The sequence below is a fragment of the Jeongeupia sp. HS-3 genome, assembly GCF_015140455.1.
Classification (GTDB): domain Bacteria; phylum Pseudomonadota; class Gammaproteobacteria; order Burkholderiales; family Chitinibacteraceae; genus Jeongeupia.
Window position 1 is genome coordinate 3217969 of sequence record NZ_AP024094.1, and the last position, 14180, is coordinate 3232148.

At 66.1% G+C, this 14180-nt stretch carries 10 protein-coding genes; 5 read left to right on the forward strand and 5 right to left on the reverse strand.

Annotation, left to right across the window (positions count from 1 at the left end):
• Positions 1 to 78: 78 nt before the first annotated feature.
• Positions 79 to 672, reverse strand: a complete 594-nt coding sequence (locus tag JLC71_RS15555; protein WP_200916503.1) for an IMPACT family protein — start codon at positions 670 to 672, stop codon at positions 79 to 81.
• A gap of 84 nt (positions 673 to 756) precedes the next feature.
• Between JLC71_RS15555 and JLC71_RS15560 the strand changes: the two genes are divergently transcribed.
• Positions 757 to 1584, forward strand: coding sequence for a ChaN family lipoprotein (locus tag JLC71_RS15560; protein ID WP_200916504.1), 828 nt, complete (start codon positions 757 to 759; stop codon positions 1582 to 1584).
• Between the two features lie 647 nt (positions 1585 to 2231).
• Here the strand turns inward: JLC71_RS15560 and adeC are convergent.
• The 3 genes from adeC to JLC71_RS15575 are packed head-to-tail and all read right to left on the reverse strand — an operon-like array spanning position 2232 to position 8006.
• The gene (gene adeC / locus JLC71_RS15565; protein ID WP_200916505.1) at positions 2232 to 3665 is read right to left on the reverse strand and encodes an AdeC/AdeK/OprM family multidrug efflux complex outer membrane factor; all 1434 of its coding nucleotides are present in this window, start codon (positions 3663 to 3665) and stop codon (positions 2232 to 2234) included.
• On the reverse strand, positions 3658 to 6816 hold the full coding sequence (locus JLC71_RS15570) for an efflux RND transporter permease subunit (RefSeq protein ID WP_200916506.1): 3159 nt from the start codon (positions 6814 to 6816) through the stop codon (positions 3658 to 3660). The genes adeC and JLC71_RS15570 overlap by 8 nt, the downstream gene beginning before the upstream one ends.
• 14 nt (positions 6817 to 6830) lie before the next feature.
• Complete coding sequence (locus tag JLC71_RS15575; protein ID WP_200916507.1) at positions 6831 to 8006, reverse strand: efflux RND transporter periplasmic adaptor subunit; 1176 nt, start codon at positions 8004 to 8006, stop codon at positions 6831 to 6833.
• Between the two features lie 231 nt (positions 8007 to 8237).
• On the opposite strand from JLC71_RS15575, the gene JLC71_RS15580 reads away from it, so the two are divergent.
• Both JLC71_RS15580 and pyk read left to right on the forward strand, forming a co-directional pair.
• Entirely contained in the window at positions 8238 to 8828 is a 591-nt protein-coding gene (locus JLC71_RS15580; RefSeq protein ID WP_200916508.1) for a TetR/AcrR family transcriptional regulator, read from the forward strand.
• A 132-nt stretch (positions 8829 to 8960) separates the two neighbouring features.
• Positions 8961 to 10382: a pyruvate kinase gene (gene pyk / locus JLC71_RS15585; protein ID WP_200916509.1), complete on the forward strand. Its 1422-nt coding sequence runs from the start codon at positions 8961 to 8963 to the stop codon at positions 10380 to 10382.
• 69 nt (positions 10383 to 10451) lie between these two features.
• On the opposite strand, the gene JLC71_RS15590 is transcribed toward pyk, so the two are convergent.
• Positions 10452 to 11333, reverse strand: coding sequence for a LysR family transcriptional regulator (locus JLC71_RS15590; RefSeq protein ID WP_200916510.1), 882 nt, complete (start codon positions 11331 to 11333; stop codon positions 10452 to 10454).
• Between the two features lie 132 nt (positions 11334 to 11465).
• Here JLC71_RS15590 and JLC71_RS15595 point away from each other — a divergent pair, with 132 nt between their 5' ends.
• Positions 11466 to 12107, forward strand: a complete 642-nt coding sequence (locus JLC71_RS15595; protein WP_200916511.1) for a glutathione S-transferase family protein — start codon at positions 11466 to 11468, stop codon at positions 12105 to 12107.
• A 27-nt stretch (positions 12108 to 12134) separates the two neighbouring features.
• Positions 12135 to 14180: a 2Fe-2S iron-sulfur cluster-binding protein gene (locus tag JLC71_RS15600; RefSeq protein ID WP_200916512.1), complete on the forward strand. Its 2046-nt coding sequence runs from the start codon at positions 12135 to 12137 to the stop codon at positions 14178 to 14180.

The following is a 14180-nucleotide window of genomic DNA, read 5'->3' on the forward strand; positions in this document are numbered from 1 at the left end:
AGAATTTATTCTCATTCGTTTGACGGCCACGCTCTGAGAGCGCGTTTAGAGCGCGATGGAAAACGAGTGCGCTGGCCATCAATCGGGTGCGTTCGGCAGGCTCAGGCGGCCCGCAGTAAGGTCGATCAGAGCAGTGATCATCGCCGAAACATCGGCTTTCGGCAGCGAAACGACGAGCGTTACCGCCGTTTCGTGCCGGGCGGCGATGACGGTGTAGTTGCGTTGCAGCAACCAGTGGCGAACACGGTTTTCATCGCCGTAAGCGAGCGTCAGTGAGTACTGCGCCATCGCGATCCGCTCGACCTTGACCGCCTGCACGAGCGCGCCGGCGACGGCGTCGGTGTACGCGCGCATCAGCCCGCCGGCGCCGAGTTTGATGCCGCCGTAGTAACGCACCACCGTGGCGAGCACGCCGTCGAGATCGTGGTGGCGCAGCACTTCGAGCATCGGCCGACCGGCGGTGCCCGAGGGTTCGCCGTCGTCGCTCATGCCCGAATCGCCACCGGCCAGCAGCGCCCAGCACACGTGCGCGGCGGCGGGATGCTCGGCGCGCAGCGCTTCGACCAGCAGCAGTGCGTCGGCACGGCTGGCAACGGGCTCGATTCGGCCAAGAAAGCGGCTTTTCTTGATGTCGATCTCGTGATCGACGGCGGCGGCAAGGGTGACGGGCATCGCGTGATTATTGCGGCGCACGCCAGGCTTGTCAGCGTGAAAGATAATGGATGAGAATGATTCTCTTTTTGTTGAGGTTGCCGCATGCCCCGTCCCACTCGCTCCTTACTCCTTGGCCTGCTGTCGGCGGCGGTGCTGGCCGCTTGCGCGTCGGCGCCGTCGCAACCGTTGGCAAGCCAGTTCGCCGGCAAGCGCGTGGTGCTGCTTGGCGAGGTGCACGACAACGCCGAAGGGCACGCGACGCGTTTTGCCGCGCTCAAGTCGGCGGTCGACGCCGGTTGGCGCCCGGCGATCGCGATGGAGCAGTTTGATCGCGAACGTCAGGCCGATCTGGATGCCGCGCGCCGCGCGCATCCGGGTGACGCCGATGCGCTGATTGCCGCCGCCGCGCCGGCCAAGAGCAGCTGGAACTGGGCGTTCTACAAGCCGGTGATCGCGCTGGCGCTGCAATACGATCTGCCCCTGATCGCCGCGAATGTCTCGCGCGCCGACGCCGGCAAGGTGCTGCGTGGTGGCTACGCGGCGGCGTTCGACCCGGCGGCGCTGCAGGCCGCGAAGCTCGACAAGGCGCCGGCGGCCGACATCGTTGCCGGCCAGCAGCACGAGGTCGAGGTGGGGCATTGCGGCAAGCTGCCACAGGCCATGGTGCCGGGCATGGCGCAGGCGCAGATCGCCCGCGATGCCTTCATGGCGCAGGTGTTGCGCGAGCACGCCGCGCGTGGGGTGGTGCTGATCGCCGGCAACGGCCACGTGCGCCGGGATATCGGCGTGCCGCGCTGGCTGGCTGGCGTGCCGGCTGCACAGGTGTTGAGCGTCGGCTATCTCGAAAGCGAGAAGAATGCCAAGGCGTTCGATGCGGTGGTGACGATCCCGGCGGCGCAGCGGGCGGATCCGTGCGCTGCGTTGGGGTGAGGTTGGATTAGGCGCATTCGGTGTGAAGTTGCCGGCTTTGCTGGTTGACGTCATGTTTAGCGCCTGCGGCGCGAGTAAAGGCGTTGCATGCGCGTTCCGCCGCGCGGACGGGGTACTTTCTTTGCTTCGCCAAAGAAAGTACCCAATAGAAAGGCGACCCGCGCCTGCGGCCCTCCGGGCTGCCCTCGATCGGTCGCAAGCCAAGCCATGAAACCGGCTTGTCTCGCTCCACTCCTCGGCGCTGGCGAACGGGATGAAAAGCCGTGCATTTTTCACCGCCACGGGTTTGCGATATTTCGTTCACAGCCGGTTGCATGCCGCCTCGATCCCCTCAGTAGCGCCGAGCAGCACAGCCCGGCGTGGGGTTTCGGAGGTCGAGTGTTTGAGCCCGCAGGGCGAGTTTTCGACCTCCGCCACGTCGGGCGCGCAGCGCAGGGCATCCCGAAGGGGCGCGGATGCGGGGTCGCCTTTTCTTTGGATACTTTCTTTTGGCGAAGCAAAAGAAAGTATCACGTCCGCCGGGCGGAACCGGCGTCAATGCCTTTGACACTGCGCCGCAGGCGCTAAACGCAGCAACGTTTGCCGCAGCAGCCCTCAATGAAAAACGCCCCTCGAAGGGGGCGTTTTTTTACGACCGAGTCAACAGCTTACGACGCCTTCGCCGGTGCTTCTTCCTGACCACCGCCACCAAACACCTTGTACAAGGTGACGAGGTTGGCCTGGCGCGCCAGTCGGGTCGAGATCAGACCCTGCTGGGCGCTGTAGAGCGAGCGCTGCGAGTCGAGCACGTTCAGGTAGCTGTCGACGCCCTTGCTATAGCGCGCCTGCGACAGCGTGTAGCTCTTCGCGGTAGCGTCGACCAGCGCCTGCTGCGCCGAGACCTGCTCGTCGAGCGTGCCGCGATCGGCCAGTGCGTCCGAGACTTCGCGGAACGCGCTCTGGATCGCCTTCTCGTACTGCGCAACGGCGATCTTCTCGTCGGCCTTGGCGGCGTCGAGGTTGGCGATGTTGCGGCCGCCCTCGAAGATCGGAATGCTGATCTGCGGCATGAAGCTCCATGCCCCGGCGCCGGCCTTGAACAGATCGCCCAGGCTGGCGCTGGCACCGCCGGCGCTGGCGGTCAGCGTGATGCTCGGGAAGAACGCCGCGCGCGCCGCGCCGATATTGGCATTGGCCGACTTGAGCTGATGCTCGGCCTGGATCACGTCCGGCCGCGCCAGCAACACATCCGACGGCAAGCCGCCGGGTACGTCGCGCAGCGCGGTCACCGACTCGACCGACGCGGTTGGCTGCAACTCGGCGGGCAGGCGGGTGCCGACCAGCAAGGTCAGCGCATTGGCGTCCTGCGCGATCTGGCTGGTATAGCGCGCGACATCGACCCGCGCCGATTCGACGCTGGTTTGCGCCTGACGCACATCCAGTTCCGATGCCACGCCAAGGTCGAAGCGCTTCTTGGTCAGCTCGAACGAGTCGCGCTGACTTTTCAGCGTCTCCTGCGCCAGCCGGAGCCGGTCGTTGTCGGCCGCCAGCGCCAGATAGGTGCTGGCGACTTCGGCGATCAGGCTGATCTGCGCGCTGCGCCGGGCTTCTTCGGTGGCGAAGTATTGCTCGAGCGCGGCGTCCTTGAGGCTCTGGACCCGGCCGAACAGATCGATTTCGTACGACGCGAAGCCGAGGCCGGCGTTGTACTGGTGGCTGATTTCCGGCTTGCCGGTGCCGGACAGGCTGCCCGGCGTGCGCTGGCCGGTGCCGCTGCCGCTGGCACGGATCGACGGGAACAGGTCGGCGCGGGACACCTGGTACTGCGCGCGCGCCTTCTCGATGTTCAGCGCCGCAACGCGCAGGTCGCGGTTGTTGTCCAGCGCCAGCGCGATCACTTGCTGCAGTCGGGCGTCGGCGAAGTAGTCGCGCCAGGCCGCGTCGGCCAGCTTGCTGCCGTTCTCAGTGGTGGCGGCATAGGCCTGGCCTTGCGGCCAGCTGGCGTCGACCGGCGCGGCTGGGCGCTGGTAGTTCGGCGCCATGCTGGTGCAACCGGCGAGGAAGGCGCTGGATAGCGCCAGGCTCAGGAGGGTGTTACGCATCTTGTTGGCTCTCCGTGAGTTTGGCTGGGGTAGCGTCGGCCTTGGGCTTGGTGAAGCGGTCGAAGATCTTGTGCACGACGACGAAGAACAGCGGCACGAAGAAGATCGCCAGCAGCGTCGCCGAGATCATCCCGCCGAGCACGCCGGTACCGATCGCGTTCTGCGCGCCCGAACCGGCGCCGCTGTTGAGCACCATCGGCAGCACGCCGAGCGCGAACGCCAGCGAGGTCATCAGGATAGGCCGCAGCCGTTCGCGTACCGCGGTCAGCGTCGCGTCGATCATGCTGGCGCCGGCCTCCATGTGCTCCTTGGCGAACTCGACGATCAGGATCGCGTTCTTCGCCGACAGGCCGATCGTCGTCAGCAGGCCGACCTGGAAGTACACGTCGTTCGACAGCCCGCGCACCGTGGTCGCCAGCACCGCGCCGAGCACGCCCAGCGGCACCACCAGCATCACCGAGAACGGGATCGACCAGCTTTCGTACAGCGCGGCCAGGCAGAGGAACACGATCAGCAGCGAGATCGCGTACAGCGCCGGCGCTTGCGAACCCGACATCCGTTCCTGATACGACTGGCCGGTCCATTCGATGCCGACGCCCGGCGGCAGCTTGGCGACGATGTCTTCGATCGCCTTCATTGCCTCGCCCGAGCTCTTGCCCGGCGCGGCGGCGCCCATGATTTCGACCGCCGACAGACCGTTGTAGCGCTCCAGACGCGGCGAACCGTAGTCCCAGTGCGCGCTGGCGAACGACGAGAACGGCACCATCTCGCCCTGCGCATTGCGCACGTACCACTTGTTCAGGTCTTCCGGCTGCATCCGCGACGACGCATCGGCCTGCATGTAGACCTTCTTGATCCGGCCGCGGTCGAGGAAGTCGTTGACGTAGGACGAGCCCCACGCGGTCGAGATCGTCGAGTTGATGTCGGCGATCGCTACGCCGAGCGCGCCGGCCTTTTCCTGGTCGATGTCGAGCTGCAGCTGCGGCGTGTCTTCCTGACCGTTCGGGCGGACGCCGACGAGGTTCGGATCCTTGCCGGCCATGCCGAGCAGCATGTTGCGCGCTTCGATCAGTTTGTCGTGGCCGACGCCGGCACGGTCCTGCAGGAAGAAGTCGAAACCGGTTGCATTGCCGAGTTCGATCACCGCAGGCGGTGCGAACGCGAACGCGAAGGCCTCGCGGATCTGCGAGAACGCGCCCATTGCCCGGCCGGCGATCGCGTTGACATGGTCTTCCGCGGCCTTGCGCTGATCCCAGTCCTTGAGGCTGACGAAGGCGATACCGTTGTTCTGGCCGCTACCGCCGAAGCTGAAGCCGGCGACCGCGAACACCGAATTGACGTTCTTCTTCTCGTCGACGAGGAAGTGGTTTTCGACCTTCTTGATCACGTCGATCGTCTGCTCCTGGGTTGCACCAGCGGGCAGCATGATCTGCGAGAACAGGATGCCCTGGTCTTCATCGGGCAGGAACGACGTCGGCAGGCGCATGAACAGCACCACCATGGCCGCGGCGATCAGCGCGTAGATCACCATGAACCGGCCGCTGCGGCGCAGGATGCCGCCGACCGCGCCCGTATAGCGGGCGTTGGTCGCGTCGAACTTGCGGTTGAACCAGCCGAAGAAGCCCTTATCCGAGGCGTGGTGGCCCTTCTCGATCGGCTTGAGCATGGTCGCGCACAGCGCCGGCGTCAGCACCAGTGCCACGAGTACCGACAGCGCCATTGCCGAGACGATGGTGAGCGAGAACTGCCGGTAGATCACCCCGGTCGAGCCGCCGAAGAACGCCATCGGGATGAACACCGCCGACAGCACCATGGCGATGCCGACCAGCGCGCCGGTGATCTGGCCCATCGACTTCTTGGTTGCTTCCTTCGGCGACAAGCCTTCCTCGCTCATCACCCGTTCGACGTTTTCGACCACGACGATCGCATCGTCGACCAGGAGGCCGATCGCCAGCACCATCGCGAACATCGTCAGCGTGTTGATCGAGAAGCCGAACGCCGCGAGGATGCCGAACGTCCCCAGCAGCACCACCGGCACCGCAATGGTCGGGATCAGCGTCGCGCGGAAGTTCTGCAGGAACAAATACATCACCAGGAAGACGAGCACGATGGCTTCGACCAGCGTCTTCACCACTTCGTGGATCGAGATCTTCACGAACGGCGTCGTATCGTACGGGGTGACGGCCTTCATGCCCGGCGGGAAGAACTTCGACATTTCTTCGACGCTCTTCTCGACGGCCGCGCGGGTCTCGAGCGCGTTGGCGCCGGTGGCGAGCTGGATACCGATACCGGCGGCCGGCTTGCCGTTGAAGCGCGCGACGCTGTCGTAGCTCTGGCTGCCGAGCTCGACGCGGGCGACATCACGCAGGAAGACGGTCGAGCCGTCGCTGTTGATGCGCAACTGGATCGCGCCGAACTGTTCCGGCGTCTGCAGCATCGTCTGTGCCGAGACGGTCGCGTTCAGGCGCTGGCCCGAGACCGACGGCGTACCGCCGAGCTGGCCGGCCGAGATCTGGACGTTCTGGGCGCGAATGGCCTGGGCCACATCGCTCGGCGTCAGCTTGTAGTTGTTGAGCTTGCTCGGATCGAGCCAGATCCGCATCGCGTACTGCGAGCCGAAGAGCTGGATGTTGCCGACGCCGTTGACGCGGCTCAGCGGGTCCTGCACGTTGGCGGCGACGTAGTCGGCGAGGTCGATGTCGGTCATGCTGCCGTCGGTCGAGACGAAGCCGAGCACCATCAGGAAGCTGGCCGACGATTTCGAGACCGAAATGCCCTGACGCTGCACGGCTTCAGGCAGCAGCGGCGTCGCCAGCTGCAGCTTGTTCTGCACCTGCACCTGAGCGATGTCGGGGTCGGTGCCGGCGGCGAAGGTCAGCGTGATCGCGACCGCACCGGTCGATTCACTGGTCGCCGACATGTACAGCAGGCCATCGAGCCCCTTCATATTCTGTTCGATGACCTGGGTGACGGTGTCTTCGAGCGTCTTGGCCGACGCACCCGGGTAGGTTGCGTTGATCGCGACGGTCGGCGGCGCGATGCTCGGGTACTGGGCGATCGGCAAAGTGCGGATCGCCAGCAGCCCTGCGAGCATGATGATGATGGCGACCACCCACGCGAAAATCGGGCGGTCGATGAAGAAACGAGCCATTTAGGTTCTCTCCCTTACTTGGCTGCGACGGTCGGCGCGCTGGCCACACCGCTGGCGGCCACGGTCTTGACCTTGGCGCCCGGATGGATTTTCTGCAGACCGTCGACGATCAGCTTGTCACCGCTCTTCAAGCCGTCGGTGACGAGCCAGGTGTCGCCGATGGTGCGGGTGGTCTTGAGCTGACGCGGTTCGACCTTGCCGTCGGCGCCGACGACCATCGCCGTCGCGTTGCCGCGCGCGTCGCGGGTCACCGCCTGCTGCGGCGCGAGGATCGCGTTGTCGTTGACGCCTTCCTCGATCACCGCGCGGACATACATGCCCGGCAGCAGCTGGTGCTTCGGGTTCGGGAACACCGCGCGCAGCGTCACCGTACCGGTGCTTTGCTCGACGGTGACTTCGGAGAACTCGAGCTTGCCTTCGAGCGGGTAGGCGCTGCCGTCGTCGAGCACCAGCTTGACCTTGGCGGCGTCGCTGCCGGCGCGCTTGAGGCTGCCGCTGGCGAGTTCGCGCTGCAGGCGCAAGAGTTCGTTGCTCGACTGGGTGACGTCGACGTAGATCGGATCAAGCGTCTGCACCGTTGCCAGCGAATCGGCCTGGTTGGCGGTGACCAGCGCGCCCGGCGTGACCGACGAGCGGCCGATGCGGCCGTCGACCGGCGAGGTGACCTTGGTGTACGCGAGGTTGATGCGCGCGCTCTCGACCGCGGCGCGGCCGGCGGCGACATCGGCTTCGGTCTGCTTCAGCGCGGCGTAGGCGTCGTCGTGATCCTGCTTGCTGACGGCGTTGATCTTCACCAGCTCGGCGTAGCGGTCGGCCTTGTTCCTGGCCGACAGCAGATTGGCTTCGGCCTTGGCGAGCGACGCCTTGGCGCTGTCGAACGCGGCCTGGTAGGTCGCCGGATCGATCTGGTACAGCACCTGGCCGGCCTTGATCTCGCTGCCTTCGGTGAACTGCCGCTTCTGGATGATGCCGCCGACCTGCGGGCGGACTTCGGCGACCAGGTACGGCGAGGTGCGGCCGGCGAGTTCGGTGGTCATCGGCAGCGATTGGCCGGAGACCGTCACGATGCCGACGACCGGCTCGGGTTGCGCAGCATGGCTGGCGGCATTGGGTTCGCCGCAGCCGATCAGCGCCAGGCTGCCGGCGATCAGGCTGGCGGCGACCAGCGCGCGTCTCGGGGTCAGGTGCATGGGGGCCTCTTCTTCGGTATCGGTTCAACGAAAAACGACCGCCGGGCTTCTGGCCGGGCGGGCAGTGGTAACTGACGCTGTTCAGGCGCTTTGGTTCACTTTAGAATGAATGATCATTCTAGAATGAGCGTTCTAGAGTGATCATTCTAATTAATACCGTAATCATTTGGCAAGCGCTTACTTTAAGACCAAAACATGACGAGCGCATGCCTGCCAGGTTCGAGGGACTGTATGACAAGCGAACAAGACCGCGGCGAGGCCCGCTGCAATCAGGTGCTCGACGCGGCGGCCGACTGCTTCCGCCTGCGCGGCTTTCATGGTGCCAGCATGGCCGAGCTGGCCCGCGCTGCCGGCATGAGCGTCGGCCATATCTATCACTACTTTGCGAACAAGGAGGCGATCATCTCAGCCATCGTTGAGCGTGACCTGACCGAAATCCTTGATCAGCTGGCGGCCTTGGAGAGCGAGGACGATTTCTTGCAGGCGCTGATCCGCGAAGCCGGCAACGACCTGGAAAACCAGGCTTGCAACCGGGACGACATCCTGCAGCTCGAAGTGCTGGCCGAGGCCACGCGCAATCCCAAGGTGCTGGACATCGTCCGCTCCACCGACGAAGTTGCCCGCACCTGTCTGGCCGGTACCATCGCCAAGGGCCGCGCCTTGCGCGGCTTGCCGCCGCTCTCCGATCTGGAGGCGCGCACCGAGGTCATCATCGCGCTGTTCGAGGGTATTACCTGTCGTGCGGTACGCAACCCGACCTTGCCGCGTGATGCCATGGGGGTGGTGTTGCGGAAGATGGTGCAAAGCCTGCTTGAAACTTAATTTGGGCTGGTAGCCGGGCCAGTTATGCGGAATTGCCGGGCGTGGACGATTTACTTGTCGGGGCTGGCTGACGACAATGTCGGTCAGGCCGGCCTCTGATGGCCGGCAGCGTTCACGACACAGGAGAATGCCATGCCCCGCGGTACAAAAATCGTCGCCACCCTCGGCCCCGCCTCGACCGATCCGGCCGTACTCGAACAACTGCTCAAGGCCGGCGTCAACACCGTGCGCCTGAACTTCTCGCACGGCACCGCCCAGGATCACACCGACCGCGCCAATACCGTGCGCGCGATCGCCGACCGCCTCGGCGTGCCGGTCGCCGTGCTCGCCGACCTGCAAGGCCCGAAGATTCGCGTCGGCAAGTTCGAGAAGAACAAGATCGAACTCAAGAAGGGCGGGCGTTTCATCCTCGACGCCGCCTGCGAGCTGGGCAACCAAGAGCGCGTGGGTCTGGATTACAAGGAACTGCCCAACGACGTCGAAACCGGCGCCATCCTCTTGCTCGACGACGGCAAGATCCAGCTCGAAGTGCTCGAAGTGCGCGGCACCGAGGTCTACACCACCGTGCTGGTCGGCGGCACCTTGTCGAACAACAAGGGCATCAACCGCAAGGGCGGCGGCCTGACCGCGCCGGCGCTGACCGCCAAGGACATGGAAGACATCAAGACCGCCGCGGCGCTGACGGCCGACTATATCGCGGTGTCGTTCCCGAAGAGCGCCGCCGACATGTACATGGCCCGTACGCTGCTGCGCGCCGCCGGCGGCACCGGCGGGCTGATCGCCAAGATCGAACGCACCGAAGCGATCACCAACCTTGACGAAATCCTCGACGCCTCCGACGGCATCATGGTCGCGCGGGGCGATCTGGCGGTTGAAGTCGGCGACGCCACGGTGCCGGCGCTGCAGAAAATGATGATCAAGCGCGCCCGTGCCAAGCGCAAGCTGACGATCACCGCGACGCAGATGATGGAATCGATGATCTCCAGCCCGGTGCCGACCCGTGCCGAAGTGTCCGACTGCGCCAATGCGGTGCTCGACGGCACCGACGCGGTGATGCTGTCGGCCGAATCGGCCGCCGGCAAGTATCCGGTCGAGGCGGTCGAGGCGATGGTGCGCACCTGCATCGAGGCCGAACGTTCGGTGGAGCAGGGGATCGGCAGTGCGGCTTCGGATACGCTGCCGTTCGACCGCATCGACCAGACCGTCGCGATGGCCACGCTCTACGCCGCCGGTCACCTTGATCTGAAGGCGATCGCCGCGCTGACCAATTCGGGTACCTCGGCGCTGTGGTTGTCGCGCTATATCAGCGGCACGCCGATCTATGGTTTCACGCGTGACGAGACCACCTATCGCAAGATGGCGCTGTTCCGTTACGTGCAGCCTTTGATGATGGACGACGCTATTTCCGAGCGCGATGCACAGATCACCCATGTGCAGACCACCTTGCTCAAGGCTGGCGTTGCCGGCGCGGGCGACCGGATTGCGCTGACCTTCGGCACCGCTGCGGGGCAGGGCGCCAATACCTTGCGGATTCTGGAAATCTCCTCGCGCTGATCGTGCCTGCAGCCAATAAAAAAGCCCGCTATTGCGGGCTTTTTTATTGGCCGGAGAGCTTTGCCGACGTCAGGCGCCGAGCTCGTGCTTCATCCACTCGACGAACTGGCGCACACGGCTCGGCAGCAAGCCGGCGTGCGGATAAACGATGCTGATCGGCTGCGGCCGCAGCTGGTACGGCTGCAGCACCGGCTGCAAGCGCCCGGCGGCCAGATGATCGATGACCTGGTACGACAGGAACTGACCGAGACCGAGGCCGGCAAGGCAGGCGTCGACGGCGGGCAGACCGTGATTGCATTCGAGATTGCCCGAAATCACCACCCGCTGTTCCCGGCCGTTTTCCTGGAACAGCCAGGTCGACCGGCCATTGCCGGTAAAACGGATGCAGTTGGCACCGGCCAGATCGCGCGGGTGCTGCGGAATGCCGTGCCGCGCCAGATAGTCGGGGCTGGCGGCGACGACACGGTGGATCTCGCCGACTGGCTGGGCGATCAGGCTGGAATCGTCGAGCGTGCCGATGCGGATACCGACGTCGATGCCTTCCTCAAGCAGGTTGACGATGCGGTCGAGCAGCACCAGCTTGCACTGCACCTTGGGGTGCTGCTGCAAAAAGCGCGTGACGGCGGGCGCGACATACATCTGCCCGTACAGCACCGACGCGGTGACGACCAGCTTGCCACTGGCCTCGCCCTGCTGATCCGACAGTCGCCGTTCGGCCTCGTCGACGGCACCGAGGATGTGCCGGCAACTGTCCAGATACGCGCGGCCTTCCTCGGTCAGCGACAAACGCCGTGTGGTCCGGTTCAGCAGCCGCACGCCGAGCGCCTTCTCCAGCGCCGCCAGCGTGCGCACCACCGCCGGCAGCGATGACGCCAGCGCACGCGCCGCGCCGGTCAGGCTGCCGTGTTCGACGATGGCGACGAAGGCTTGCATTGCGCGCAGTTTGTCCATGCTGCCGTCCGTGAGGTATCCGGCCTTGATGATTGCTGCTCAAAGTGGAGTAGTCAAATCAGTTCGTTGATATTTATCCGAACATCGATGTTATCCAGAATGCATATCACCACCCCAGACAAAGGAATCGCCATGAACGCCCCGCAACGTCCGATCCAGCTCTACCGCCATCGCCTGTCCGGCCACAGCCACCGCGTCGAACTGTTCCTCGCCCTGCTCGGCCTGCCGTACGAACTGGTCGAGGTCGACCTGAAGGCCGGTGCGCACAAGTCCGCCGACTTTCTGCGCCTGAACGCTTTCGGCCAAGTACCGGTGATCGTCGATGACGGCGAGGCGCTCGCCGACTCCAACGCCATCCTCGTCTATCTGGCCTCGCGCTACGGCAACGGCCGCTGGCTGCCGGCCGATCCGCTCGGCGCCGCGAGGGTGCAGCGCTGGCTGTCGGTCGCGGCCGGCCCGCTTGCCGCCGGCCCCGCCAGCGCGCGGCTGGTCAATGTGTTCGGCGCCAAGCTCGACGCACCGGCACTGATCGCCCGCAGCCACGCGCTGCTCGCGGTGATCGAGGCGGAGCTGACCGGACACGACTGGCTCGCCGGCACCGAGGCGACGCTGGCCGATATTGCCTGCTATAGCTATATCGCCCGCGCACCGGAAGGCGACGTCTCGCTCGCCGACTATCCGCGGGTGCGGAGCTGGCTGGCGCGCATCGAGGCGCTGCCCGGCTTTGTGGCGATGGTGCAGACCCCGGTCGGCCTCGCGGCCGCGACGGCGTAAGCCCCTGTTCACGCACTGGAGATGACGATGGCGCTGCCCGGCTGGCCGCACGAGGCTTCCCCCTTTCACGCTGGCGAGCAGGAAGTGCAGCGCCGCGTCGGCGTGCGCGACAAGGTCGAGTCGATCGGCCGTCAGGTCGTGCGCTCCTATATGCCCGAGCAGCACCGCGAGTTCTTCGCCCAGTTGCCCTTTGTCGTCGCCGGCGCCATCGACGCCGCCGGCCAGCCGTGGGCAACGCTGCTGGCCGGCGAACCGGGTTTCGCCCGCTCGGCCGATTCACGCAGCTTGCGGCTGGCCGCCCATCCGCTCGACGGCGATCCGCTCGCGCACGCCCTGCAGCCGGGCGCGGCGATCGGCCTGCTCGGGATCGAGCTGCATACGCGGCGGCGCAACCGGCTGAACGGGCTGGTCGCGGCGCTCGACGACGCCGGCGTGCAGATCACGGTGACGCAGAGCTTCGGCAACTGCCCGCAGTACATCCAGAAGCGCGATTACCGCCAGGTCGAACCCGAGGCGGTGCTGCCGCCGCCCGAAGCGCTCGACGCGCTCGATGCCGAGGCGATCGCCAGCATCGCCGCGGCGGATACCTTCTTCATCGCCACGCATTTCGCCGAGACCGGCGACGACACAGAACGCAACGGGGGCCGCGACGGCGCCGATGTCTCGCACCGTGGCGGCAAGCCGGGCTTTGTCCGCGTCGACGGCGATACGCTGACGTGGCCCGATTTCATCGGCAATTTCCACTTCAACACGCTCGGCAACCTGCTGGTCAACCCGCGCGCCGGGCTGCTGTTTCCCGACTTCGCCAGCGGCGATCTGCTTTATATCGCCGGGCGCGGCGAAATCGTCTGGGACGGGGACGAACTGCTTGCCTTTGCCGGCGCCGAGCGGCTGGTGCGCTTTCGGGTCGAGCGCGTGCTGCGCCTGCGCGGACGGCTGCCGCTGCGCTGGGCGCTGCAGGAGGTCTCGCCCATCCTCGCCGGCACCGGCGACTGGCAGACCGTCGGCGAAGCGGTCGCGCTTGCCGGGCTGGCCAACCGCTACCGGCCGCTGCGCGTGGTGCGCAAGGTGCGGGAGAGCGAAACGATCACCTCGTTCTACCTGCAGCCCGCCGATGACCTCGGCGTCGTGCCGCACCAGTCCGGCCAGTTCCTGCCGATCCGCATCGACGTGCCGGGGCTTGGCGCGCTGACGCGCACGTATACGCTGTCGCAGGCGGCCGACGGCAACGCCTACCGTATTTCGGTCAAGCGCGAGGGGCAGGTCTCGCAACGGCTGCACGATACGTTGCAGGAAGGCGATCTGCTCGAGGCGCAGGCGCCGCGCGGCGGTTTCACGCTCGACGCCGCCAGCGCCCGGCCCGTGGTGCTGCTGAGCGGGGGCGTCGGCATCACGCCGATGCTGGCGATGCTCGATACGCTCGCGCCGGCGCAGGGCGTGCGCTTCCGGCCACGGCCGGTGTGGTTCATCCACGCGGCGCGCAACGGCCGCGAGCACGCGTTCGCGGCGCAGTTGCGCGAGCGCGCCGCGCTGCACGAGACGCTGCGGCTGCATGTCCGCTACTCGCAGCTGGATGAGCGCGACCGGCCCGGCGTCGATTACGACAGCGCCGGCCGGATCGACGCCGATCTGCTGCGCAGCCTGTTGCCACTCGACGACTACGACGTCTACCTCTGCGGCCCCGACGCCTTCATGCGCCAGGTGTACTGGGCGCTGCGCGGGCTCGGTGTTGCGCGCTCGCGCATTCATTACGAGTTTTTTGCCCAGGGCGAGCCGCTGGAACGCGACGCCGCCGAAGCCGCGCCGCCGGTGCCGACCACGGCACAGCCGGTGCGCTTTGCCAAAAGCGGCATCAGCGCCGAATGGCAGCCGGGCCAGACCTTGCTTGAGCTCGCCGAGGCCAGCGGGCTCGAGCCGGCGTACAGCTGCCGGGCCGGCCTGTGCGGCAGTTGCAGCACCGCGATCGGCGACGGCGCGGTTTGCTACCCCAAGCCGCCATCGCAACAGCCCCGCAACGGCGAGGCGCTGATCTGCTGCGCCGTGCCGGCAGGGCCGGTGGTGCTGGCTATTTAG

Bases quoted from the DNA above. Each gene is read 5' to 3' on its own strand.
- JLC71_RS15555 (WP_200916503.1), bottom strand. From the start codon at position 672: ATGCCCGTCACCCTTGCCGCCGCCGTCGATCACGAGATCGACATCAAG.
- JLC71_RS15560 (WP_200916504.1), top strand. From the start codon at position 757: ATGCCCCGTCCCACTCGCTCCTTACTCCTTGGCCTGCTGTCGGCGGCG.
- adeC (WP_200916505.1), bottom strand. From the start codon at position 3,665: ATGCGTAACACCCTCCTGAGCCTGGCGCTATCCAGCGCCTTCCTCGCC.
- JLC71_RS15570 (WP_200916506.1), bottom strand. From the start codon at position 6,816: ATGGCTCGTTTCTTCATCGACCGCCCGATTTTCGCGTGGGTGGTCGCC.
- JLC71_RS15575 (WP_200916507.1), bottom strand. From the start codon at position 8,006: ATGCACCTGACCCCGAGACGCGCGCTGGTCGCCGCCAGCCTGATCGCC.
- JLC71_RS15580 (WP_200916508.1), top strand. From the start codon at position 8,238: ATGACAAGCGAACAAGACCGCGGCGAGGCCCGCTGCAATCAGGTGCTC.
- pyk (WP_200916509.1), top strand. From the start codon at position 8,961: ATGCCCCGCGGTACAAAAATCGTCGCCACCCTCGGCCCCGCCTCGACC.
- JLC71_RS15590 (WP_200916510.1), bottom strand. From the start codon at position 11,333: ATGGACAAACTGCGCGCAATGCAAGCCTTCGTCGCCATCGTCGAACAC.
- JLC71_RS15595 (WP_200916511.1), top strand. From the start codon at position 11,466: ATGAACGCCCCGCAACGTCCGATCCAGCTCTACCGCCATCGCCTGTCC.
- JLC71_RS15600 (WP_200916512.1), top strand. From the start codon at position 12,135: ATGGCGCTGCCCGGCTGGCCGCACGAGGCTTCCCCCTTTCACGCTGGC.